Source organism: Streptomyces sp. RG80 (assembly GCF_040446465.1).
Classification (GTDB): domain Bacteria; phylum Actinomycetota; class Actinomycetes; order Streptomycetales; family Streptomycetaceae; genus Streptomyces.
On sequence record NZ_JBEAAJ010000006.1, the window covers coordinates 379,277 to 403,123 of the forward strand.

A 23,847-nucleotide genomic window follows, 5' to 3' on the forward strand; every position below is an offset into this window, starting at 1 on the left:
CGCTCAGCACCTGCGCCCACCCCTCAGTTCCAGCCGCTCTCCCGGGAAGCGCTCGCGGAAGCCGCGGTCGTGGGAGACCGCGACCACCGCACCCTGGTAGGCCGCGAGCGCTGCCTCCAGGTCCTCGACGAGGTCGAGCGCGACGTGGTTGGTCGGTTCGTCGAGTACGAGGAGGTCCACGGGCCGGGTCACCAACCTCGCGATCTGCAGTCGCCGTTGCTGCCCGGCGGACAGTGCTGTGACCGGGACGCGCAGATCCTCCTCGCGGAACAGCCCGAGTGCCAGCAGCTGGTCGGCGTACTCCTCGGGCGGACCTGGCCGGCCGACCGCGAAGGCGGCGAGCAGCGGCAGTCGGGTGGAGCGCGTGGGCAACTCCTGGGCGAGGTAGCCGATGTGGGCCGGACGCCGTACCGAGCCGGCGTCCGGTTCCAGGTCGCCCGCCAGAACCCGCAGAAGGGTCGTCTTGCCCGCCCCGTTCCCGCCCGTGACCAACAGCCGCTGCCCGGGTGTGATCGTCAGCAGACCGTCCAGAGACAGCCGTGCGCCGACGCTCACCCTGTCGAGCTCGGCCAGCGGACGCTCGACGGCATGCGCGCCGCCGGTGGCTGACGGGGCCGCCGTGAACCGCAGCGGTTCGGGTGGCGCAGGAACCGGGTGGCGCCGCAGGTGGGCCAACCGCTCCCGCACCGACCGCACTTGTCCGCCGAGCTTCGCCTCGTGCGACCGGCGATGCTTGCCGAAGCCCTGTTGCGGGTCCTTGCCGGTGGTGGCCAGCCGCCTCCCGGCGGCCTCCAGCAGTTCCTCGGCGCGGGCCACCTCGTCGAGCCAGTACGCGTGTTCCTGCTCTGCGCGGCGTCGGGCGGCGGCCTTCGCGGCGCGGTAGCCGGTCCAGCCGTCGCCGTACCGGCGCACCGTGCGGGTGTCCCGGTCGACCTCGAGGATCGCGGTGGCGATGCGCTCCAGGAATCCGCGGTCGTGGGTGACCGCGACGACGGTGCCGCGGTGCGCGCGCAGATGCTCCTCGAGCCAGCGCACGGCCGCCGCGTCGAGGTGGTTCGTCGGCTCGTCGAGGAGCAGCAGTTCGGGGGCGGCGGCCAGTACGCAGGCGAGCGCGAGCCGTGACTGCTCGCCGCCGGAGAGCGATCCAAGGACGCGGTCGCGGGTGATCCCGGCGAGCCCCAGTCCGTGCATGGCGGCTTCCACACGGATGTCCGCCTCGTACCCGCCGCGCTCCTCGAACGCGTTCAACAGCTCGCCGTACGCGGCGAGTTCCGGTTCCGACGCCTCGCCGAGGAGCTCCTCCGCCATGCGCAACCGGCGCTCCATGGCGCGCAGTTCGGACAGGGCGACGTCGACCGCGTCCTGCACGGTGCGGCGGGGGTCGAGATCGAGGGTCTGGGCGAGGTGTCCCGTGCCGCCGGGGAAGTCGACGGTGATCTCCCCGGCGTCCGGCACCTCGGCCCCGGCCAGCAGCCGCAGCAAGGTGGACTTGCCGGAGCCGTTCTCGCCGATGACGGCGGCCTTCTCGCCGGGGCGGACGGTGAAGCCGACCTGGTCGAGGACGGTTCGGGTGCCGTAGGACTTGGTCACCTCCTTGACGGACAGCTGTGACACGGCGGCGGGCATGGCGGTACGGGCGCGTTCGCGCATGACTTTCCCTGGGGTCGCGAAGGGTCTAGGGGCAGCAGAAACGGCGGCGTCGGCCGTGCCCGGACTCAGAGAAAGTAGAAGAAGCGCATACAGACACCGTACAAGACGATGCGTATCGTCTCCACCGATATTCGCTCGGTCGCCCGGTCAGGCCCGCCGCGCGCTCACCAGCCAGGCGCGGGAGTCGAACCACACGCCGCCGCCGGTGTCATGCGCGTCGAGCGTCGAACCCAGCCGATCCAGCGCCCGCTCGGCCGACGCGGCATCCAGCTCGGCGAGCCATTCCTTCGCCATGCGCAGCTGGAGTACGGCCGTACGCGCGCCGTCGGTGTCCGGCCCGTAGTAGACGGGCTCGTGTACGTCGACGAGGTCCACCGCCGTGAAGCCGGCCGAGGTCAGGATGTCGACCACGGCATCCGGTTCCGCCAGGCTGAAGGCGCCGTCGGCCGCCTGCGTGGCCGTCGAGGCCGCGTGGCCGTCCAAGAGCGCCGCCCGGATCGCCGTATGCCACTCCTGACGGTCGGCGGCCTGCCAGACCAGCTGCACGAAGCGTGCGCCCGGACGCAGGGCCCGTCCGATGTTGGTGAAGGCGGCGACCGGGTCGGCGAAGAACATCGTGCCGAACCGGCTGATGCCCAGGGTGAAGTGCTCCGGCGCGAACTGATGGGTCTGGGCGTCGGCCCGTACGAAATCGATGTTGCGGAGCCCTTCCGTCTCGGCCTGTCGGCGGGCCCGCGCCAGCATCGGATCGGAGACGTCGACGCCGAGCGCCGTGCCCGGTGAGGCGGCTCGGGCCGCGTCCCTGGTGGTCTGACCGGTACCGCAGCCGATGTCGAGGACACGCTCGCCGGGCCGGATGTCGAGGGCCTGCCACAGCCGTTGCTGATGGCGGGCGAGCTCCGAGTCGTAGTCGAACAACGCGATCGTCTCCTCAGGCCGCGGGACCGTCGCGCAGTACGCCCCGCACGGTGTCGAGCCGTACACCCGGGTCCAACTCTGCCAGCCACCACGTCGCGCCCGCTCGCGCGTACGGTGCGGGATCGACGCCGTGCGGCAGCCCGACCGCGATGTCGTACGAGGCCATGTCGCCGTGGCGCAGTGCGGTGAGGGTGTCGACGACCTCGGCGAGCTGGTCCGGGTGGTCGAGGTTGGCGGGGAAGAAGCCGTCGAGCCGTGCGGCGCGGCGGACCGGCTTGGCGTTGCCCGGGAATCCGGCGGCCCAGACCGGGATGCCCGGGCGCTGGACCGGGCGCGGCAGGAAGGTGATGTCGTCGACCGTGTAGTGCTCGCCGTGATGGTGCACCGGCTCGCCCGACCAGGCTGCGGTCAGGACGGCCAGGGACTCGTCGAGCATCCGCCCGCGCCGCCGGTCGTCCAGCTCCTCGCCGGTCCTGGACAGCTCCCCGGCGAACCGGTCGCTGCCCAGGCCGACACCGAGGGTGAGTCGGCCACCGCTGAGCCGGTCCAGTGTCGCGCTCTCCCGCGCGACCTTGGCGGGCCGGCGGCGGGGGAGCACCGACACCATCGGGCCGAGCCGGAGGCGTTCGGTCGTGGTCGCCATCGCCGTCAGGGTGATCCACGGGTCGGCGACCTGTCGGACCGGCGCCCGCCAGGTGAGCTGGTCCCATACGAAGCAGCCGTCCCAGCCGGCTTCCTCCGCTTCGGCGGCCAGGCGCGCGACCACCCGCGGGTCGGCCAGGTCGTCGAAGAGCGGCAGCCACAGTGCCGAACGCAGCCGGTTCATGAGCGGCCCCCTGCCGTGTGCCGGACCAGAGCGGACGCGAAGTCGTCCCACACCGCACCGGGCAGGTCGTGTCCGGCCCCTTTGAGGATGAGCAGCTCCGCACCGGGGATCGCGTCGCGCAGCGCCTCGCCGTGCGGCAGTGGCAGCAGGGGGTCGTGGTCACCGTGGACCACGAGGGTCGGCGCCGTGATGTCGCCGAAGCCGCCGCGCGTCGGACCGCCGGACTCGATGGCGTAGTGGTTGACCAGAGTGGAGGGGTAGCTGGAGGCGCGCGCCACGTCATGTGCGACCAGTGCCCGGATCGCGGCCTCGTCGAAGTGCGGTGAGCCACCGGCGTACGCCTTCGCGCCGGCGACCACGTAGTCGACGACCGCGGCCGTGTCGGAGAAGTCGGGTTCGGCCGGTACGGCCAGGTCGCTCGACGGTGGTGGCAGCTCGTCGGCGCCGGTCGAGGTGGAGACGAACGTCAGCGACGCGACCCGGTCGGGATGGTCCACACCGAGGATGAGCCCGACCCCGCCGAACATCGACTGACAGACCAGGTGGGCCCGCTCGATGCCCAGGGCGTCCTGGATGCCGAGCACGTCGAGGGTCAGGTCCGTGTACGAGTAGGCGGGCTGTCCCGGCGGGTAGCTGGTGGAACGGCCGGTGTCCCGGTGGTCGTAGCGGACCACGAACCGGCCGCGGGCGGCGATCTGTTCGCACAGTTCGGCGTCCCACCACAGCATCGAGGCGGACGACCCGGCGACCAGCACGATCGCCGGGGCGTCGCGGTCCCCGAAGGTCTCGACACACAGCTCGACGCCGTTGATACCGAGGAGTTGCTCGCCATGAGATTGATGTGAGGTCATGTCAGGAACGCTAGAGGCCGCGACTCCATCGTGAAAAGCGATGATTTCCGATCGACTCGATCGCACATGACGATGAACCTGATTACCCTGGACGGCATGAGCGACGTCGAGCTGCGCCACCTGGCCGCGATGGCCGCCATCGTCGAGGAGGGCTCGTTCGGCCGGGCAGCCGCCCGGCTCGGGTACACCCAGTCGACGGTGAGTCAGCAGGTCGCCGCGTTGGAGCGGGCCGTGGGCGGTCCGGTCTTCGACCGGCCGGGCGGGCCCAGGCCGGTGCGGCTGACTCCGCTCGGTTCCGTGGTCCTGGAGCACGGTCGCGCGGTGCTGGCGCGGGCGGAGGGCCTCGCCACCGCCGTCGACCGGTTCAGGGCGGGGGACGGCCGGATCGACATCGGCACCTTCCAGAGCGTGTCCAACGTGATCCTGCCCTCGGTCGTGCGCCGCCTGCGGGACGAGCACCCCGGCTGCGACATCCGCCTGTCCGAGGAGGAGCCGGAGCAGCCGCAGATCGGTGACCTCGACCTGCTGTTCTACGACGGCCGCCTCGACGGCGACGTGGAGCACCGCAAGCTGCTCGACGATCCGTATCTGCTGGTGGCCGGCGCCGGCACCTTCCCCGAGGGCCCGGTCCCGCTGGAACTGCTCGACGGCGTACCGATGGTGGCCTGGCCCCTGACCTGCGACCAGCCCTCGATGGAGCAGGCCCTCGCCGCCAGCGGCGCCCGTCCGCGGATCGTGTTCCGGAGCGCGGTCAACGACACCCTGTTGTCGATGGTGCGAGCCGGCCTGGGATCGGCGGTGCTGCCCTGGCTCGCCATCCGAGGCGCCGACGTCCAGGCCGACGACAGGCTTCGCGTCCATGAGCTGCGGCCGTCCCCGCCGCCCAGGGAGATCTATCTGCACTGGCAGGCCGGACGTATCCACTCGCCCCTTGCCGGACGGGCCGTCGACATCGCCGTCGAGGTGGCGGCCGAACTCGCACCGCCGTCGACCGGCGCCTGACGCGTCACCGTTCGCGGATACGCCACCACCACCAGCGCCCGGCCGTCCATTCGCACATCCGACCCGGATCGGGAACGGTACGGCGCTCGAACTCGACGTCGATCCGCTCCACCAGGCGACCCAGATCCGCGCGGGCTCCTGCGGGCAGGTACCGCAGTGCCTCGTCCAGGTCGTCCCGGCCGTCTTCGATCTCGATGCCGGGGCTGTCGCCGGGGCCCGTCAGATAGCGTCCCGGCTGCTGAAAAGCCCTCGCGAACCGGTCGAGAGCGACAGCGACCGCGTCCGGCCACAGGCGTTCGGCCTCGACACGTCGCACCGCCGCCCGCGTTCGAGCTGATACGCCCGGGATCCGACGGACCGGTGGGTGCTTGGGCGGCCGCCATCGCTCGGCGCGGACGGCCTTGGGGCGCCTACGCGGCATTGCCCTTTCGGATAAGAATCATGTCGGCATTCTGCCACCCGCCCCTGGCCTCGGACGGAGCGCCCGATCCCTCGATCTGACTTGTCCGATTCTTTCCCTGCGCGCACGCTGGGTCTGTGAGTCACCTCACTGCACGAATAGAGCAAGAATGGCCACTTTTGATCAAGGAAGCAGTCACTACGGGTGGTCAGCCGATGTCGCAACCGTCACCGTCGACGAGGGCGGTGTCATCACCGGGTGGAGCGAGGGTGCCCGGCGGCTGCTCGGCCACCGTGCCCCGGAGGCCGTAGGACGTGCCGCGACGGAGTTGCTCCTCGATGGATCGGAGGCGGCGAGCTCCCCCACCTCCGCCACCCCCCTCGCCTCCCTCACCGGCTGTGACGAGTGGAGCGGTCCGGCGGCGCTGCGGCACCGGGACGGTCACCGCGTCGAAGTGACCCTGTCCACCCATCCGTCGCTGGGCGCCGACGGCGCGCCCCGGGGGTTCGTGCTGACCGCCGTCGCCGCTCCCGCGGAGCCGAGGATGGCGGAATGGTCCTTCGCCCAGGCCTCGATCCCGCTGTCCACGCACACCACGGCGTCCGGCTCCTGGCAGCTGAACGCGGCCGCGGAGGGCGGCGGCCCGGTCGCCGAGCTCGCGGGAGAGGAGGCCTCCGAGCCCGGAAGCGAGCGCCGCATGGCCGCCCCCGCCGCCGACGAGGGCTTCCTCCGCTGCGTACGCCGAGTCGCCGAAGAGGCCGAGCCGATGCGCTACGAGCCCCCGGTCCCGGAGCCGACCTCCACCCCTGATGGCGGCGCCCCCGCCTCCGTCCGTCAGCGCGCCCGGGTCTTCGAGCTCTGGCCCGTCCGGGATCCCGCCACCGGCGAGGTCGTCGGCGTCGGCACCGCCGCGTTCGACAGCAGCGACCAGCACTCCGCCCGTCAGCGGCTGGCGCTGCTCCAGGAAGCCGGCACCTGCATCGGCACCAGCCTGAACGTCACCCGCACCGCCCAGGAGCTCGCCGATCTCGCCGTTCCGCGGCTCGCCGACTTCGTCAGCGTGGACCTGCTCGACTCCGTCCTGCGCGGGGAGGAGCCGGTCCCCGGGCCGATCGACGCCGCCGTGGTGCTGCGCAGGGTGGCCCACCAGTCCTCCGCCGAGGGCGAGGACGTCCCCGAGGCCGCCATCGACCTCGGAGAGATCGACAGCTACCCCCCGTTCTCCCCGCCCGCGCGCTGTCTGGCCGACGGCCGACCGGTGCTCAGCGGCGTGGACGCCCCCGACTTCGCGCGCTGGATCGCCGGGCACAAGACCCGCACCGCCCGCGTCGAGGAGTACGGATTCCACTCCGTCATGGCCACCCCGTTGCGCGCCCGGGGCATCACCCTCGGAGTCGCGGTCTTCGTACGTGCCGGTGACTCCCCGCCGTTCGAGCAGGACGACCTGATCCTCGCCGAGGAACTGGCCGGCCGGGCCGCCGTAGGCGTGGACAACGCGCGCCGCTACACCCGTGAGCGGATCAACGCCCTCACCCTCCAGCGCAGTCTGCTCCCCCGTGACCTGCCCAAACAGGCGGCCGTCGAGGTGGCGTACCGCTATCTGCCGGCCGGCACGGGGGCGGGCGTGGGCGGCGACTGGTTCGACGTCGTACCCCTGTCGGGCACCCGTGTCGCCCTGGTCGTCGGCGACGTGGTCGGGCACGGTATCCAGGCCTCCGCGACGATGGGACGGCTGCGCACCGCGGTCCGCACCCTCGCCGACGTGGACCTGCCCCCGGACGAGCTCCTGACACATCTGGACGACCTGGTCATCCACCTCACGTCGGACGACGACAGTGTCGAGGGCCGTATCCGGGACGACACCGGCGAGGTCGGCGCGACCTGTCTGTACGCCGTCTACGACCCGGTCTCCCGGGTCTGCACCATCGCCAGCGCCGGGCACGTCCCGCCGGTCGTCCTGCTCCCCGACGGCACGGTCAGCGTGGTCGAGCTGAGCCCCGGGCCGCTGCTGGGGGTCGGGGGGCTGCCGTTCGAGTCGACCGAGCTGGAGCTGCCCGAGGGCAGTCTGCTGGCCTTCTGCACCGACGGCCTGATCGAGGCGCGCGACCGTGACGTCGGCCTCGGGCTCGAGAAGCTCTGCGAGGCCCTGGCCGGCCCCGTCGCCCCGCTCGAGACCACCTGTGACACCGTCCTGAAGGCCCTGCTGCCCGACAGTCCCGCCGACGACGTGGCACTGCTCCTGGCCCGCACCCGGGCCCTGCACGCCGACCAGGTCGCCGCCTGGTCCCTGCCGTCGGACCCCTCGGTCGTGGCCGACGCCCGCGCCCAGGCCTCCCGCCAGCTGGCCCTGTGGGGGCTGGAGGACGCGGCGTTCGTCACCGAGCTGGTGGTGAGCGAGCTGGTCACCAACGCCATCCGCTACGGGGCCGTACCGATCGGCCTCCGGCTGATCCGGGACCGGACCCTGATCTGCGAGGTGTCCGACGCCAGCAACACCGCCCCGCATCTGCGCCGGGCCCGCACCTACGACGAGGGCGGGCGCGGGCTGCACATGGTCGCCCAGCTCACCCAGGGCTGGGGCACCCGCCAGACCGCCGAGGGCAAGACCATCTGGGCCGAACAAACCCTCCCGGCGGGCTGACCATGACAGCGCGCACCAGTAGCGAGGGCTCCGGCGCCGGGACGCACACACTCGGGCTGCTCTTCCCGCCGGCCGGACGGGGCCACGACTACACCACCATGCAGCTCGCCTTCGTCGGCGGTGTCGCCGAGGCCGCCACGTCGTGCGGCTACGACCTGCTGCTCTCGCCCGCCGGCACCCACGAGGATCCCTCGTTCCTGCGGATGGTCGGTGACCGGCGGGTGGACGGCGTGATCGTCATGGAGATCCGCCGGGAGGACGACCGGGTCGAGCGGCTGGCCGAGGAGGGCTTCCCCTTCGTCGCCATCGGCCGCAACCACCGGGCCGAGGTGTCCGGCTGGGTCGACCTGGACTTCGCCGGTCTGGCCGGCGGCTGTGTCCAGCACCTCGCCGACCTGGGCCACACCAGAATCGCCTTCGTCAACCGGTCGGAGCAGCTGTTCCGCAGCGGGTACGGGTTCGCCCGGCTCGGCGACGAGGGCTACACCGAGGCGATGAAGAAGCTGCTGCTCACGCCGCGCGCCTACCTGTGCGGCGACGATCTCGCCTCGGGGGAGGAGGTCGTGGAGCGGATCCTGCGGGACGACCCGGAGACCACCTCCCTGGTCACCCAGAACGAGGCCGCCCTGGAGGGCGTCTACCGCGGGCTCACCCGCAACGGCCGCAGCGTGCCGCGCGACTTCTCGGTCGTCGGCGTCGCGGCCAGCCCCTGGGCCGAACAGGTGAGCCCGGCGCTGACGGCCGCGGAGATCCCCGCCAAGGAGATGAGCCGGGTCGCCGTCGACCTGATGATGCGGCGGCTGCGCACGCCCGACGCGGCCCCCCGGCACGTCCTGCTGAAACCTCTGATCACCCTGCGCGCGAGCACCGGCCGCTGCCGACCGGTGCCGGGTACGGAACCCGAGCCGGAATTCCCCGATTTCGACATAGATTTCTGATACGTCGGTTTCTGCACCCCGAAATACCGACCCCTGGGAGCAGCACATGTCGTACCCCGTCGACCGTCGCGGCTTCCTGCGAACCTCGGGAGCGGTGGCGGGCGCCGCCGCCCTGGGCCTCGGCGGAACCCTCACCTCCTGCAGCTCGTCCGAGTCCGGCCCCACCACCCTCACCTGGTGGGACTACTTCACCCTGGACAACTTCCAGCCCGGAATGCGGCGCCTGATCAAGGACATCGAGGCGGGCGTCCCGGACGTGAAGATCGAGCGCAGGTCCTTCCCGTTCGCGGAACTCGAACGCCAGATCACCCTGGGCGCCATCTCCGGCGACCTCCCCGACATCGCCATCGTCGACAACGTCGCCATGAACACCCTGGGCGGCAGCGACCTGCTGGCCGACCTCACCGCCCGGGTCGAGAAGTGGGGCCAGGCCGACCGGTACTACAAAGGCCCCTGGGAGGGCTGCCAGGTCGGCGGGAAGACCCTCGGCATCCCCAACAACAGCAACTGCCTGGCCCTCTACTGCAACACCGCGATGCTCAAGTCCGCCGGGGTGGAACCGCCCACCACCTGGGACGAGCTGGCCTCCGCCGCCGAGCGGCTGACGCGCGGGGACCGCTACGGTCTGGCCCTGAGCGCGATCAAGACGGAGGAGGGCGTCTTCCAGTTCCTGCCGTTCCTGTGGCAGGCGGGCGGCGACCTGGACACCTTCGCCACCGACGGAGCCACGGCGCTGTCCTTCCTCGACGGCCTGATCGCCAAGGGCTCCCTGTCCGAACAGTGCGTGGGCTGGACCCAGCAGGACGTCAACACCCGGTTCCTCAACCAGCGCGCCGCGATGCAGATCAACGGCCCCTGGCAGATCCCCACGCTGAAGAAGGCGGACTTCGACTGGAACGTCGTGGCCCTCCCGCGTGACCAGGAGGCCGCCACCTGTCTCGGCGGCGAGAACTGGGTGGTGATGGCCAACAGCAAGCATCTGGACAAGGCCTGGGAGGTCCTGGAGTACACCCAGCGCCCGTCGGTGCTGGTGCCGTACCTGGTGGCCTTCGGTGAGCTGCCCGCGCGCAAGGACCTCGCCGACCGGGGCAGCTGGGCGTCCGACCCGGCCCTGCGGCTCTTCCTCAGCCAGCTGCCCCTCGCCCGCCCCCGTCAGTACGGCGCGCACTACGCCGAGGCCTCCCAGGCCGTCGCCGAGGCGGAGCAGGCCGTACTCACCGGGGCCGCCTCCCCGTCCGCGGCGGCGAAGAACGCGGCCGTCAAGATCGACAAGGCGCTGGGAGAGCGATGAAGCGAAGAAGTCTCCCGCCGGGTGCGCGCCGCCGACGCGCGGGCTACCTGTTCTGCCTCCCGGGCCTCGCCTTCCTCGCCCTCTTCCTGGCCTACCCGCTCTTCTACAACGTGTGGACCTCCGTCCACGACGTCGAGCTGGGCCAACTGCTCGGCGGCGGCGAGCGGTTCAACGGACTGGACAACTACCGGGCCGTCGTCGACGAACCGGCCTTCTGGCACTCCGTACGCCTCTCCCTGGTCTTCACCCTGGGCTCGCTGCTCTTCCAGTTCACCCTCGGCTTCGCCCTGGCCCTGCTCTTCGCCCGCCCCTTCCCGTTCAACGGCCTGCTGCGCTCACTCCTGCTGGTCGCCTGGCTGCTGCCCGCGGTCGTCAGTGGCACCCTCTTCCGCTGGATGCTGGACGCGGAGTCCGGCGCCTACAACGCCCTGTTCGAAGCGGTCGGCCTCGACTCCCTGTCCCACGACTGGCTCACCGACCCGTCCACCGCCATGACCGGGGTGGTCTTCGCCAACATCTGGGTCGGCGTGCCCTTCAACATGCTGCTGCTCCTGGTCGGACTGCACACCATCGACCCCCAGCTCCACGAGGCCGCCGCCCTCGACGGGGCGAACGCCTGGCAGCGCCTGCGTCACATCACCCTCCCGCTGATGCGGCCGGTCTCGGTGACCGTCCTCCTCCTCGGCCTCGTCTACACCTTCAAGGTCTTCGACATCGTCTTCGTGATGACCGGCGGCGGCCCCGTCGACGCCACCCGCGTGCTCTCCCTCTACGTCTACGAGGTCTTCTTCACCTTCTTCCGGTTCGGCCAGGGCGCCGCCGCGGGCCTGCTGCTGCTCGGCGTACCGCTGCTCGCGGGCGCGTGGTACGTACGACGGCTGCGGCGCGAGCACGAGGCGCCGGCGGGAGGTGCCGTATGAAACCGCCGCGCCACCCCTGGCTGCTCACCGCGCTCGCCACCGTGATCACCGCGGCCTTCCTGCTGCCGGTGTACTGGATGGTGAAGACCAGCCTCACCCCGCCGGACCGCATTCTGAGCCCGACCCCGCAATGGGTGCCCAGCCCCGTGACCGGCGAGAACTACTCCACGGCGCTGGGCTACGCCGGGCTGACCAGGGCCCTGCTCAACAGCCTGGTCATCGCAGGCGGAGTGGTGGCACTCACCCTGCTGCTCGGTGTCCCGCTCGCCTACGCGCTCGCCCGGGTCCGGATGCGGGGCTCCGGCGCGATGGTGCTCGGCCTCCTCGTCGCCCAACTGCCGCCCGCCATCGTGCTGGCGGCACCGCTGTTCATCCTCGAACGCCGGGCCGGCCTCTCCGACACCTACCTGGGCCTGATCGCCGCCGACACGACCCTCACCCTGCCCTTCACGGTGATCGTGCTGCGTCCCGTCATGCGCAGCGTCTCACCGGAGCTGGAGGAGGCCGCCCTGGTCGACGGCTGCGGACTGCCCGGAGTGCTGCTGCGTGTCGTCCTTCCGCTCATGGTGCCCGCGGTGGTCGCGGCGGCCGGCCTGTCCTTCCTGATCGCCTGGGGCGAGTTCCTCTTCGGCCTCACCCTCGGTCCGGGACCGGACGTCCAGCCCGTCACCGTGCTGCTCAACTCCTTCATCGGACAGCACGGCACGTCGTGGGGTGCCCTGATGGCCACCGCCACCCTCATCAGCATCCCGGTCGTGTGTGTCTTCGCCGTCTTCCAGCGCTTCATCGTCGGCGGGCTCGCCACGGGCAGTGTGAGGGGCTGACCGCCATGTCCTCCGTGCACCCCCGCGACCACACCCCCTTCGTGGCGCCGCCCCCGCCGCTGACCCCGGCCGGACCCGCCGCGCTCGACCCGGTCGTCACCGCCTCCGTCGCCCACGCAGGCCAGGACGGCGCGACCCTGCACGTACGCACCGCGTCCGGACGCACCGGCACACTCCGTCTGCGCCCCGCGACGGGCAGCGCTCTGCGGATCACGCTGCGGATGACCGACGCCCCGGCCATGCCCCGCGTCAGTGTCGTGACCGCGCCGACGGACACAGGCTGCACGGTGGAGAAGACGCGGGACACCCTGACCCTGCACCTCGACGGCCTGCGGGCGGACGTCCAACTGTCGCCCTTCGCCATGGAGGTGACGGACCGTCATGGACGGGTGCTGCGCCAGGCCACCGACGTGAGCGACACCAACGACCGCCCGGCCGTGCTGCCGCTCGGCGTCACCGCACTCGCGGACGGCCGGCTCGCCCATCACGACAGCTGGATCACCGGACCCGACGAACACTTCTACGGCCTCGGCGAGCGCTTCACCGGCCCGGACCTGCGCGGACAGCTGGTCGAGTGCTGGGTCCAGGACGCCCAGGGCTCGACCGGCGCCCGCTCCTACAAGGCGGTTCCCTTCCTGCTCTCCAGCCGGGGCTACGCCGTTCTCGTGGACACCACCACCGCGGCCTCCTTCGACCTCGCCCACAGCAACACCGGAGCCTGGTCGATGACCGTGCCCGACGAGATCCTCGACTACCACCTCGTCACCGGCACCCCCGCCGAGTGCCTGACCGCGTACCGCGACCTGACCGGCCCCGCCCTCCTGCCCCCGCGATGGGCCTTCGGCCCCTGGATCTCCGGCGGCTTCCGCCAGGACAGCGCGGCCGACGTACGCGAGCGCGCCCGCCTCATCCGCTCGCACGGCTTCCCCTGCGAGGTCCTGCACATCGACACGTACTGGCAGCGGCACGGCTCCTGGTCGGACATGAGCTGGGACACCGAGGCGTTCCCGGACCCGGAGGGGCTGATGCGGGACCTGGCGGAGCAGGGCTTCCACGTCTCGCTCTGGATGAACCCCTACATCGGCGTCGACAGCCCGTACTTCGCCGAGGCGGACACCAACGGCTGGTTCCTGCACACCACTTCCGGCGCCACGTACATCGCCGACGTCTGGGGCGGCACACACCCGGCCTCGGCCGTGCTGGACCTCACCCACCCCGGCGCCGCGGACTGGCTGCGGGCCCGTGTCCGGGCAGTGCTGGCCACGGGCGCGTCGGTCCTGAAGACCGACTTCGGCGAGGCGGTCCCCGCCGACGCGGTCGCCCACAACGGCATGACCGGCGACCGCCTGCACAACCTCTACCCCCTCCTCTACAACGACCTGGTCGCCGAGGCCACCCGCGAGGCAGGCACCGGCCACGGTCTGACCTGGGGCCGCTCGACCTGGACCGGCGGCCAGCGCCACGGCGTCAAGTGGACCGGCGACCCCAACGCGAGCTGGCAGGACCTCGCCTCCACCCTGCGCGCGGGCCTCTCCCTGTCCCTGTCCGGCCACCCCTTCTGGAGCCACGACATCGGCGGCTTCCATGGCACACCCGGCCCCGAACTCTTCGTGCGCTGGGCCCAGTTCGGCCTGCTGTCACCCCTCAGCCGGTTCCACGGCATGACGTCCCGGCTGCCCTGGGACTTCGGCGAGGAGGCGTACGCGGCCGTCCTGCACGCGGCCCGACTGCGCATGAGCCTGCTGCCGTACCTCTGCTCGGCCGCGGCCGACGCGGTCCGCACCGGCGAACCCCTGGCCCGCCCCATGCCACTGGACCACCCCGACCGCCCGGACGCCCACGCCGCCGACCTCCAGTACCTGCTGGGCCCCGACCTGCTGGTCGCCCCGCTGTACGCGCCGGGAGGCCGACGGCAGATCTGGTTCCCACCGGGGGAGTGGCTGCCCTACGACGGCGGACCCGCGCTCACCGGTCCGGCCTGGCACGGCGTCGACGTCCCCCTGGCCACGGCCCCCCTCTGGCTACGAGCCGGCGCCCGCCTCCTCACCACCGCCATCACGACCGACGGCCCCGCCCACCCCTGACTGCGCCTATGGTGGTCCGATGTCGTCGATCAAGAAGTTCCAAGTCACCTTCGACTGCGCGGAACCTGAGCGCGTCGCCCGCTTCTGGTGCGAGGTGCTGGGGTACGTCGTACCGCCGCCGCCCGAGGGATTCGCCACCTGGGACGCCTACGACCGCTCACTGCCCCCTGAGCGTCAGGGTGCGTCGTTCGCCTGCGTGGATCCCGAGGGGGTGGGCCCGCGTCTGTACTTCCAGCGCGTTCCCGAAGGGAAGGTCGTCAAGAACCGGGTCCATCTCGACGTACGGGCCGGCACCGGGCTCGTGGGCGATGAGCGCCTCGCCGCGCTGGAGGCCGAAGCCGCACGACTGGTCGCGCTCGGCGCGGTGGTCGTACAAGTCCTGCGTGCCGACGGCTTCGACGAGTCCTGCATCGCGATGCAGGACATCGAGGGCAACGAGTTCTGCCTCGACTGAGGCACTGCGGCGGGCGGCAACGTCCGCCACGCCGGGGCGAAGGGGGCTGTGCGTGGGAAGTCTGCTGAAAGGCGTCTCCGGCGTCCGTTGGGAGGACCTGCGTGACGCGCGGCAACTCCCGGCCGGGGACATCCCACCGCTGCTCTCCCGGATCGCGTACGGAGGCGAGGACACGGCCCGCCACGCCCTCGACGAACTGGGCGACCTCGTCTGTGCGTTGGGGTTCGTCGTCGGTGAGGCGACCGCCCCGACGGTGCCCTTCCTGCTGGAGCTCGCCGGTGCCCCGTACGTGCCGTGCAAGGCCGAGGTGTTGGATCTGCTCGAGAGCGTCTACCGGACCGAGCAGTGGCACTCCTCGGCCGTGGCGGCAGGTGGTCCGCAGCGCACGAGCTTCCGGGAGCAGCCTGCGTGGGAGGTGGCCGGCCGGGAAGCGGTGCGCGCGGGTCGGGCGGTCATCGAGGGCCTCGCCTCATCCGTGCGGCCCGAAGAAGCCGAACCGGCCCGGAAGCTGCTGCTGACGATGGACAGGACACCTCCGTTCCCGGCCGTCTGAGCAGACCGGTACGCCGTGCCCGAGCCCGGACTGCTCTGGTCTCAACCTCGCAGGCGCGTCAGGGCGCTGACGCAGGTGTTCGGGTCCGGGTGAGCAGGTCGGCGATCCGGGCGATCATCTGGCTCTCGTCACCGTTGCGGGCGGTCGTCGGGTGGTAGGCGAGCACGAAGCGGCGTCGCCGGTCACGAGTGGAGAACGCGGCGTTCTTGTAGCCGTACGTCTCACCGGTCTTGCCCCAGAGGGTCACGCCGTTCACGGTGGCCTGCTGCAGCCCGGTGCTGTAGCGGGCCGGGGAGCCGTCCAGCATCCGCACGTCGTCCGGAGGCAGCGTGAACATCAGCTGAAGCAGCTCCGGTGGGAGCAGTCCGCCGGAGAACAGGACGGAGAGCATCCTGTCGAGGTCGCCCGTGGTGGAGATCATGTCGCCCTCGCCCCGGCTGGACGACTGGTCGTACGTGGTGACGTCCCCCAGACTGCCGTCGGCCATCGCCAGATAGCCGTGCACGTGTCGGCCGTGGATGCGCGGATCGTCGCCGGGCACCAGGGTGTGGGCGAGGTCGAGCGGACGCAGAACGCGGGCCGCGACGGCCTCTCCGTAGGGGCGGCCGGTCACCTTGTCGATGATCAGCGCGGCCAGCACGTAGTTGATACCGCGGTACTCCTGCCGGGTACCCGGGGCGAACTTCAGCGGTCCGTGCGTCGCCGTCGCCACCCACTCCCGCGGCGTCCAGTGGTCGAAGCGGTGGCGCAGGACGTCCTCCGCGGTGGACGGTTCGGGTATGCCGACGTGGTCCGGGAAGCCGCTGGTGTGATTCAGCAGATGCGCGACGGTGACAGGCGAGAAGCGGGCCGGCAGCAGCCCCGGCAGGACGTGCCGCACCGGCGTGTCCAGTGCGACCCGGCCCTCGGCGACCAGTTGCAGCACCACCGTGGCGACGAAGACCTTCGTGATGCTGCCGATCCGGACCTTGTCGTTGCCCGCCACCGGCCGCCGCGTGCTGATGTCGGACACACCCGAGGTCCCACGCCAGTGACCGGCTGCGCCGCCGACACGTAACTGGGCCGCGGTCGACGGCGGATGCCGCAGATCGTCGATCGCCGCCCGCAGCGCGGTGGTGTCGAGTGGGGGGAGCGGTGCGGGAGGCGCGGAGGATGCGGCGGCGCCATGTGCGGGCAGTGCCATGGCGGTGGCCAGCGCGGCCGCTCCTGACAAGGCGGCGCCCGCAAAGGCCCTTCGTGACATGTGTGTTGGGGTCATGCCCGGCACACTGCCAGTGAGTACGCGACCGAACATCGGGGTCGCCCCGGAGCGATCCCTGATCGCACCCTGACCCCTCCTGGCCCAAGGGATCAGGAGCCGTGCCAACCGGACGGGTGGAGCAGGGCGGTTGCGGCGTCCGCGCAGCCCCAGGCCAGGGTGACTCCGGCGCCGCCGTGGCCATAGTTGTGCACCAGTCGTCGTATCCGGCCGGGCGGGTGCGGGTCGGCCTCCAGACGGACGCCGCTGTCTCGCCAGGGTCGTAGGCCCACCTGGTGGCCGAGGACGGTCGCGCCGGCGAGGGCGGGTTGCAGTTCGGTGCAGCGGCGCAGGATCGCGGCAGCCGTGGCCGGGGACGGAACGGTGTCCCACTCGCCGAGCTCGAAGGTGCCGCCGAGGACGACGTCGGTGCTGCGGGGGTGGACGTAGGTGTGGCCGTCGGCGTTGTCCTCGTCGCGCAGGGAGGTGTGCAGTCCGGGGTTGGCGACCAGGACCAACTGGCCGCGTGCCGGACGTACTTCGGAGTCGCCGCACAGGGCGCGGGCGGCCAGCCCGGAGGCGTTCACCACCGCCGGAGCCCAGACACCGGCCTGTTCCAGGGCGTCGATACGGCGACGGACGAGCGTGCCGCCCGCCGCCGTGAAGGACTCCTCCAGCCAGGGCAGGTACCGGGACATCTCCACGGTCGGAACGGTGAACGCCCAGCCCCCGGTGAACGGGTCGCGCACTTCGTCCGCGCGCAGGGCGCGCAGGTCGGGGATGGCCGAGGCCCACCAGGGGAGGTCCTGGGTGTCTCCGCGCAGCAGCATGCGGGTGGGGCGCATGACGACCCCGGGAACCCCGTCCGCCGCCTGGCGGGCGAACTCCTCGTAGGTGCGGGTGGCCCAGTCCAGCACATGCGGCTCGAAGCGGGTGCGGGTCGGGTACCAGACGGCCGCGGCGACAAAGGACGTCGTACGGTCCGAGGTCTCGGCCGAGACCACGGCGACGCGCGCACCGGCCCGCCGCAGGCGCAGCGCGGTGGTGAGCCCGATGACCCCGGCACCGACGACGACCGCGTCGAATCTGCAACTCATGCCAGCCCCTTTGACTGCCGAACCCTGTGGCTCTCAATGTCGGCGGGGAGCCGGGAAGCTGTCCAAGACCAGTCACGCCCAACGCCATAAGTCAGGCTTATAGTTGAAGCATGGACCTGCGTCGGCTGCGGTATTTCCTCGTGCTGGCCGAGGAGTTGAACTTCACGCGGGCCGCGCACCGGCTGCACATCGCACAGCCCGCGCTGAGCCAGCAGATCAAGGCGCTCGAGCGGGACATCGGAGCTCCGCTGCTCGAACGCAACAGCCGGGGCTGCCGGTTGACCGCCGTCGGGGAGGTCGTGGCCCGCGAGGCCGGCGAACTCCTGGCCCACGCGGACGTGGCGCGGGAACGGATCCGCGCGTCCGTCGACGGCCGGCAGGGGCAGCTGCGCCTGGCCCTCACCCGTTCCGCTCGCGGTGGCCCGGTCGACGCCCTCCTCGCCGCGTTCCGGGCCCTCCATCCGGAGGTGGAGCTCGTCGTACGGACGGGGTGGACCTCGCACAACATCACCGAGCTGTTGGCCGGGAGGCTGGACGCGGCCTTCGTACGGCCGCCGCTGGACGGCGAGGGCCTGGAGTGCCGGCACATCGCCCGCGAGGAACTCCTCGTGGCCGTCCCGGCGGAGCACCCCCTCGCCCGCGCACGCAGAATCACCCGCGGGCACATAGCCGACGAACCCGTGATCCTCTGGCCGCGCGAGAACGCCCCCGGAATGCACGACCTGATCACCCGGCAACTGTGGCCCGACCGAGGCCCGCGCATCGTGCGGGAGGAACCCGACGACGAGCAACTCCTCCTCAGCGTCGCCGCGGGCATCGGCATCGCCCCGGTCCCCGAGGGACGCGCCCGCGCACTGCGCATCCCAGGAGCACGACTCAAACACGTCACCGCCCCCACGCCCACCGTGGACCTCGCCCTGACCCACCTCCCGACAGGCGTCACTCCGGCGCTGCGAGGACTTCTGAGCCTCGTCGGACAGAACGACCAGTAGTCCACGACGACAGGAACGTCTCCCGCGGTCCTCACACGGGTGGTGGTGACAGTGTGGTCAGGTCGGGCAGGCGGTGGGGGTGGTAGGTCGACAGGGCGGCGCCGGTGAGCCACCAGCCGCGGTGGACCAGGGCCCGGCACAGAGGTTCCTCGAGCTGGTCGAAGACGGTCGGTACGAGGGACAGGTCGCGGCCGTCGTGGGTGCGGTGTTCGGGGAAGGCGTCCCGCCACTTGTCCAGTTGTCCGGAGTCGTTGTCGGCGAAGTCGGTGGCCAGGGCCATCAGGACGCCTCTGCGTGCACCGGAGGGCAGCGGTTCGTCGGGGCCCGCGGTGTGACCGCGCTGGAAGCGCTCGACCATCAACCGCGTGCGCAGAGCGGTGCTTTGGCGGTACAGGAGGGAGTTGGCGCGGGCCAGGTCCCGGACGATCGGCAGGCCGCCGTACGCTCCGGGCCGGAGCAGGCCGCCGGAGTTGAGGACGAGCAGGAAGACATCGCGGTAGCTCTCGCTGTCGATGGCCTCCGTACCGGTGTTGTCGTACACGCCTCCGTCGAGGAGGGCGGGTGCGTCGGTGCCGCACGGGAAACCGGTGTGGTCGAGGACCAGGGGTGGGAAGGCACCGGGTACCGAGGCCGAGGCGGCGACCGCGACGCTGAGCTTCAGCCCGGTACGAGCCGTGGGGGCCAGCCCGATCGTGTAGTCGCCGAACACGTCCCGTTCGAAGGTGAACCGGGCGCCCGTGGTGAGGTTGGCCGCGTTCAGGATCCACCGGACCCCCGGGTCGAGGTCCGCGAGCTCGGTGCCGTCGAAGAACCACTCGTCGAGCCGCCGGGCGAGGAGGTCGGTGCGGGTCGAGGAGCCCACGGTGCGCCACAGACCGCGCAGGAGTGCCTTCTTGAGGGAGCGGGAGCTGATCTTCTCGATCGTCGGGCCGGTGAGCAGGTCGTCCATCGCCGCCGTGGTGAAGCCCCGCTGTGCCAGGGCGGGCCAATGGGTGGCGAGCAGGCCGTTGGCTATCGATCCGCCGGACACCGACGACGCGTATCTCAGCTCCGTCAGCATTCCCGCGTCGGCGAGGAAGCGCAGGACGCCCAGCGCGGAGAGCGTCGCCCGGAAGCCGCCTCCGGAGAGTGCGACGGCGACGGGGGTGTCGGCCGGGGGCGGCTCAGCGGGGCGCAGGGTGTCACCGCAGGGCCGGGCCCGTAGGCCGGTGCCGAGGGCGGGTGAGTCCACGGCCCAGCGGTCGTCGGCGCCGGGGCGGGCCGGGGTCATGGCTGCCCACCGATCGCGACGACCTCGGCCAGGTCCGCGGACGGGCGGACACTGACCGTGAATCGCCGGCCGTTCTGGAGATCCGCGAGGGTGGCGTCGGCGAAGTCGATCTGGTTCGTCAGGTGGATGGTGTACTCGTCGTCCGGGTCCCGTGAGTCCACCAGCATGTGCAGGGTCTCCTCGTTGGGGTGATGGTGTTTCACCCCGTCGGCCGAGATGACGTAGTGGTCGGCGTGGACCTGCTCGAAGAAGTCGCCCTCCACGTTGCGATCGCTGCCGTGGTGGGGGAGTTTGAGCAGGTCTACGTGGAGCGGGCCCGCGCCGTCGAGCAGCCCCGTCTCGCGCAGTCCGGCCAGTATGCGGTCGCCTCTGGCGTCACCGGTGAGGAGCGCGGTCCGCCCGCCGTGCTTCAGCAGCAGGACGATGCTGGAGAGGTTCGGTATGGAGCCGTCCGTGTAGGACGAGGTGATGACGCTCGGGTCCTGGAGTTGCCGGGCCTTGAGCCAGCGTTCCGTCAGCTCCTGCAGCGCGGTCTCGTCCGGCGCCACCACGGTGATGTGCAGCTGGTCGAGCGTCGCCTCCCCACCCGTGATGAGCGGGCCGTCGAAGAGGGGATTGCCGTCGAGCCCCAGTTTGGCCGCCACGTTCCGGATGGCACGTCCCTGGTTGTAACTGGCCCTGACGGCACCGCTGTCGGCGCTCGCACGGTCGACGAGTTCCTGCGCGGAGGCGCTCAGCCCCTCCTCCTGCTGGTCCACGAGTTCGTCCACGGAGTTGAACCAGACCTTCTGCACCGCGAAGGGATCGGGTTCCTGGTCGTCTCTGGCGTGCTGGATCCCGCTGAGCAGCTTGAGCAGTCCGACCGCGTGGTCGTCGTCGACATGGGACAGGCACACGACGTCGATACGCGGCACGCCCTGGCCGTTCGGCGGGAGCTGCGAGAGGCGCTCGCGCAGGGAGGTCTCGTAGACCTGGCTCGGCCCGCCGTCGACGAGCATGACCCGCTCTTTCGTCCCCCACCGGACCAGGAAGGAATCGCCGTGCCGGGCGTTGAGAAAGTCGAAGGTGAACATCGCGCGCTCCTTTCGGGGGTTCGGCCGTCTCAGACGGACTGCATCGCACGCAGGACGTCGACCAGGCCGGCCCCCTGGTAGTGCCGTTCCCGGCCCAGATCGGTCGCCGTCGCGCACAGGATCTGCTTGACCCGCTCCGGGCGCCCGATCAGTTCCCGGTTGCGTGCCAGCAGCATCGCGGCGGCACCGCTGACATGGGCCGCCGCCTGACTGGTGCCGTGGAGTGCGGCGATGCCCTGGTCGGGAACGGGCCCGTCGATGTCCTCGCCCGGCGCCAGGAGATCGGGCTTCGGTCTGCCGTCGCCGGTGGGACCGCGGCTGGAGAAGTAACTGACGCCATGGCGGTGCGGATTGCTGCGATGGGTGGAGCCGACCGTGATGACGGACTCCGCGTTACCGGGATCGGAGATGCTCGCACCGCGGTAGTCCCGGCCCAATGTGCGTACGGCTCCGGCGTATCCGGAGTTCCCGGCCGCGGCGACGACCACGACACCCGAGCGGACCAGGCGGTCGCACTCGATGCACACCGGGGTCCAGCCGGTCGAGTGGCTCGCCACGTCATGCGGCACCGAGAGGCTGATGTTGACCCCGGCGATGACGATCCGGCCCGCCTGTTCATTGATGTACCGGATGGCCTGCAGGGCCGTCACGATGGAGAACTCGTCTCCGGTCCCCTCGTCGCCGAGGACCCGGAAGTCGTACAGCTGGATCCGCGGACAGATGCCACGGAACTCCTCCGCGGGACGCGGCCACCAGCCACCGATGATCCCGGCGATATGAGTGCCGTGCGGGTCGACCGGGGTGGTGTACGGCTGGTAGCGCGGGACCTCGGAAGGCTGTGCCGTCTCAGGGACCGGGGCGAGATCGATCTCGGCGTACGGCAGGGCCTTGGGCCAGTCGATGCGTCCGTCGTTCAGCGCGTCGAGGGACAGCGTTCTGCGGACGCCGACGAAGTTGAACGCTCGGGGAATACGTGACCGGCGCGGCGCCGGCTCCGGTGTGGCCGTGATGTCCCAGTCGAAGAAGGCGGGGTGCCGGGCGTCGATGCCGCTGTCGACCACGGCCCAGCCTATGGAACTGCAGTTCACGGAGAAGACCTGCTCGGCGGCGTCGGCCTTGATGGTGGCCCGGGATCGTACGACCGCGGAGGACGCCTGCCGGTTGGCCGTCACGGAAAGGATCGGATACCGCTGTCTGCGGTCGAGGACACCTTGCCCCGCTGGATCCGCCGGGGGCTCGGTGTCCGCCCGCTCCAGATGAACACCGGTCAGCATCCGCGCCACTTCGGCGCTGACCTCCGGGTCCGACGTTCGTCTTTCGCGCAACGCCGGATTCGACTCGGCGACGATGGCGGCCAGCAGTCTGAGGAGCCACCGCTGGTGCCGGGTGCGCTCCTGCCGCCTCTCGGAGATGTCGTGGACGTCGCTGACCCGCTCTCGAGAGGTCGCGGACCGTTCTGTCACCGGAGGGTCGTCCCGCAGCGCGTCCGCGATGCCGGCGCCCTTGTGTCGTTTCGCCAGATGGTGGGCGTCGCGGACGACACGGTTGAGGTTGGTCTTCGGCAGCACGGTCTGGACGAGCTCGCGCAGGGTCAGCTTGACCGCGATGAAGCTGCCGGACGCGATCGGCTGGCAGTCGTTCATCATGTTCAGGTTGCTGAAGCGCTGCAGGATCTGCTGGACGCCGTGCTCTTCGTTGATGGCGAGGATCAGGTCCTCGCGCGTCTCCGCCGCGTCCTCGGGAAACCGGGCGAGGGCCAGCAGGGCGTCGAACCGTACGGGGCAGTCCGTCGCCCAGGGAACGGGCCGGGGGCCTTTTCCGTAGAAGAGTTCTTCGAGTCGCGTTCGGTCCATCTGGTCCTCGCCATGGATCAGGTGCCGGTGCGGGCCGTAATCGGCGCGAGGGGGTCTCGCCCTCAGTGTGGAGCGCGGCGGAGGGGCTGCACAGGGCAGAAGGACCCACACCCGGCAGGGGCAGCCTTACCCCTGGGACCGTGCGTTCCCGCCGCGCGTCACCCCTGCCAGGAGGCCGTGGGGATGATGTCGTGGGTGAGGGCGAAGCGGGTCAGGTCGGCCCGGCGCCGGGAGCCGATCTTGTCGCGCAGGCGGTCCAGATGCGAGTGCACCGTGTGCTCGCTGATACCCAGCCGTACGGCGATGGAGTGGTCCGTCTCCCCGTGCGCGACCAGCTCCAGGATCTGACGCTCACGCTGCGTGACACGGCATGACGGCTCGGTGTCCGGGCGTACGGCGAGATCCGCGGACACGTACGAGCAGCCGTCGGCGACGAGCCGGATCGCGGCCAGCAGCTCGCCCTCGTCGGCGTGCCGGCTGACGCAGCCCCGGGCACCGGCGCGCAGCGCGGGCACAGCGTGTCCGTCCCGCACCGAGGAGAACACCAGGACCGAGGCACCTTCGGCGGCGAGCCGCCCCACCACCTCCGCCAGACACACCGGTGGCAGCTGGAGGTCCACGAGTGCGATGTCCCCCCGTTCCAGCCTGCGTAATGCCTCGTCGGCGGACCGGGCGACGAGCGCGAGCAGCAGGTCGTCGGCGCCCTCGACGACGTGGGCCACACCGCTGCGGAGGAGCGGACAGTCGCCCACTACGGCGACACGCCTCAGTTCCGCACTCATCGGCGCCTCATTCCGCCCGGGCCGGCGCCCTGGGTGCGGGCATGGCCTCACAGCTCCAGTGTTGTGCGTCCGGAGCGGTCCGGCATGCCGAGGCGGGCGGGCCGGTGGGGATGCGGCACCGCACCTTCCTTGGCGATAGGCGAGTGCCCCTGACAACCCGACGCGTCCCGAGCGAGTGGTTAAGGGGGAAC

At 71.3% G+C, this 23,847-nt stretch carries 21 protein-coding genes; 10 read left to right on the plus strand and 11 right to left on the minus strand.

The features are described 5' to 3' along the window. Nucleotides 1-3: 3 nt before the first annotated feature. The 4 genes from abc-f to ABKA17_RS22525 all read right to left on the minus strand — a co-directional run bounded on the left by abc-f (nucleotide 4) and on the right by ABKA17_RS22525 (nucleotide 4,245). On the minus strand, nucleotides 4-1,650 hold the full coding sequence (gene abc-f, locus ABKA17_RS22510) for a ribosomal protection-like ABC-F family protein (RefSeq protein ID WP_353693968.1): 1,647 nt from the start codon (nucleotides 1,648-1,650) through the stop codon (nucleotides 4-6). Nucleotides 1,651-1,797: 147 nt separating this feature from the next. Further along, a complete protein-coding gene (locus tag ABKA17_RS22515) occupies nucleotides 1,798-2,568 on the minus strand; it encodes a class I SAM-dependent methyltransferase (protein ID WP_353693969.1) in 771 nt (256 codons plus the stop codon). A 13-nt stretch (nucleotides 2,569-2,581) separates the two neighbouring features. Continuing rightward, nucleotides 2,582-3,394, minus strand: coding sequence for an LLM class flavin-dependent oxidoreductase (locus tag ABKA17_RS22520; RefSeq protein ID WP_353693970.1), 813 nt, complete (start codon nucleotides 3,392-3,394; stop codon nucleotides 2,582-2,584). Further along, complete coding sequence (locus ABKA17_RS22525) at nucleotides 3,391-4,245, minus strand: alpha/beta fold hydrolase (RefSeq protein ID WP_353693971.1); 855 nt, start codon at nucleotides 4,243-4,245, stop codon at nucleotides 3,391-3,393. The genes ABKA17_RS22520 and ABKA17_RS22525 overlap by 4 nt, the downstream gene beginning before the upstream one ends. A 96-nt stretch (nucleotides 4,246-4,341) precedes the next feature. Here ABKA17_RS22525 and ABKA17_RS22530 point away from each other — a divergent pair, with 96 nt between their 5' ends. Then, entirely contained in the window at nucleotides 4,342-5,247 is a 906-nt protein-coding gene (locus ABKA17_RS22530) for a LysR family transcriptional regulator (protein ID WP_353693972.1), read from the plus strand. 4 nt (nucleotides 5,248-5,251) lie between these two features. Here the strand turns inward: ABKA17_RS22530 and ABKA17_RS22535 are convergent, their stop codons facing one another. Next, nucleotides 5,252-5,563: a hypothetical protein gene (locus ABKA17_RS22535; RefSeq protein WP_353693973.1), complete on the minus strand. Its 312-nt coding sequence runs from the start codon at nucleotides 5,561-5,563 to the stop codon at nucleotides 5,252-5,254. Nucleotides 5,564-5,816: 253 nt separating this feature from the next. Here ABKA17_RS22535 and ABKA17_RS22540 point away from each other — a divergent pair, with 253 nt between their 5' ends. Genes ABKA17_RS22540 through ABKA17_RS22575 form a run of 8 tightly spaced genes read left to right on the plus strand, consistent with a single transcriptional unit; the run spans nucleotide 5,817 to nucleotide 15,352 of the window. After that, entirely contained in the window at nucleotides 5,817-8,288 is a 2,472-nt protein-coding gene (locus ABKA17_RS22540; RefSeq protein WP_353693974.1) for an ATP-binding SpoIIE family protein phosphatase, read from the plus strand. A 2-nt stretch (nucleotides 8,289-8,290) separates the two neighbouring features. Beyond that, a complete protein-coding gene (locus tag ABKA17_RS22545) occupies nucleotides 8,291-9,226 on the plus strand; it encodes a LacI family DNA-binding transcriptional regulator (RefSeq protein ID WP_353693975.1) in 936 nt (311 codons plus the stop codon). Between the two features lie 46 nt (nucleotides 9,227-9,272). Further along, the gene (locus ABKA17_RS22550; RefSeq protein ID WP_353693976.1) at nucleotides 9,273-10,517 is read left to right on the plus strand and encodes an ABC transporter substrate-binding protein; all 1,245 of its coding nucleotides are present in this window, start codon (nucleotides 9,273-9,275) and stop codon (nucleotides 10,515-10,517) included. Further along, the gene (locus ABKA17_RS22555) at nucleotides 10,514-11,437 is read left to right on the plus strand and encodes a carbohydrate ABC transporter permease (RefSeq protein WP_353693977.1); all 924 of its coding nucleotides are present in this window, start codon (nucleotides 10,514-10,516) and stop codon (nucleotides 11,435-11,437) included. Before ABKA17_RS22550 ends, ABKA17_RS22555 begins: the two co-directional genes overlap by 4 nt. After that, nucleotides 11,434-12,261 carry a carbohydrate ABC transporter permease gene (locus ABKA17_RS22560; protein ID WP_353693978.1) on the plus strand — a complete coding sequence of 276 codons (828 nt, stop codon included), beginning with the start codon at nucleotides 11,434-11,436 and terminating at the stop codon, nucleotides 12,259-12,261. The genes ABKA17_RS22555 and ABKA17_RS22560 overlap by 4 nt, the downstream gene beginning before the upstream one ends. 5 nt (nucleotides 12,262-12,266) lie before the next feature. Next, nucleotides 12,267-14,345 carry a glycoside hydrolase family 31 protein gene (locus ABKA17_RS22565; RefSeq protein ID WP_353693979.1) on the plus strand — a complete coding sequence of 693 codons (2,079 nt, stop codon included), beginning with the start codon at nucleotides 12,267-12,269 and terminating at the stop codon, nucleotides 14,343-14,345. A 19-nt stretch (nucleotides 14,346-14,364) separates the two neighbouring features. Then, a complete protein-coding gene (locus ABKA17_RS22570; RefSeq protein WP_353693980.1) occupies nucleotides 14,365-14,799 on the plus strand; it encodes a VOC family protein in 435 nt (144 codons plus the stop codon). A 52-nt stretch (nucleotides 14,800-14,851) separates the two neighbouring features. Further along, nucleotides 14,852-15,352 (plus strand): hypothetical protein, encoded by a 501-nt coding sequence (locus ABKA17_RS22575; RefSeq protein WP_353693981.1) that lies wholly within the window; start codon nucleotides 14,852-14,854, stop codon nucleotides 15,350-15,352. 58 nt (nucleotides 15,353-15,410) lie between these two features. On the opposite strand, the gene ABKA17_RS22580 is transcribed toward ABKA17_RS22575, so the two are convergent. After that, the gene (locus ABKA17_RS22580) at nucleotides 15,411-16,610 is read right to left on the minus strand and encodes a serine hydrolase domain-containing protein (RefSeq protein ID WP_353693982.1); all 1,200 of its coding nucleotides are present in this window, start codon (nucleotides 16,608-16,610) and stop codon (nucleotides 15,411-15,413) included. Nucleotides 16,611-16,702: 92 nt separating this feature from the next. Beyond that, entirely contained in the window at nucleotides 16,703-17,686 is a 984-nt protein-coding gene (locus tag ABKA17_RS22585) for an FAD-dependent oxidoreductase (protein WP_353693983.1), read from the minus strand. Nucleotides 17,687-17,796: 110 nt separating this feature from the next. On the opposite strand from ABKA17_RS22585, the gene ABKA17_RS22590 reads away from it, so the two are divergent. Beyond that, complete coding sequence (locus ABKA17_RS22590) at nucleotides 17,797-18,678, plus strand: LysR family transcriptional regulator (RefSeq protein WP_353693984.1); 882 nt, start codon at nucleotides 17,797-17,799, stop codon at nucleotides 18,676-18,678. Between the two features lie 31 nt (nucleotides 18,679-18,709). Here the strand turns inward: ABKA17_RS22590 and ABKA17_RS22595 are convergent, their stop codons facing one another. The 4 genes from ABKA17_RS22595 to ABKA17_RS22610 form a co-directional block, all read right to left on the minus strand. Beyond that, nucleotides 18,710-19,948 carry a patatin-like phospholipase family protein gene (locus ABKA17_RS22595; protein WP_353693985.1) on the minus strand — a complete coding sequence of 413 codons (1,239 nt, stop codon included), beginning with the start codon at nucleotides 19,946-19,948 and terminating at the stop codon, nucleotides 18,710-18,712. After that, complete coding sequence (locus ABKA17_RS22600; protein WP_353693986.1) at nucleotides 19,945-21,021, minus strand: ComEC/Rec2 family competence protein; 1,077 nt, start codon at nucleotides 21,019-21,021, stop codon at nucleotides 19,945-19,947. Before ABKA17_RS22600 ends, ABKA17_RS22595 begins: the two co-directional genes overlap by 4 nt. 29 nt (nucleotides 21,022-21,050) lie before the next feature. Next, on the minus strand, nucleotides 21,051-22,874 hold the full coding sequence (locus tag ABKA17_RS22605) for a S8 family serine peptidase (protein ID WP_353693987.1): 1,824 nt from the start codon (nucleotides 22,872-22,874) through the stop codon (nucleotides 21,051-21,053). 158 nt (nucleotides 22,875-23,032) lie between these two features. Continuing rightward, nucleotides 23,033-23,656, minus strand: coding sequence for a LuxR C-terminal-related transcriptional regulator (locus tag ABKA17_RS22610; protein WP_353693988.1), 624 nt, complete (start codon nucleotides 23,654-23,656; stop codon nucleotides 23,033-23,035). Between the last annotated feature and the right edge of the window lie 191 nt (nucleotides 23,657-23,847).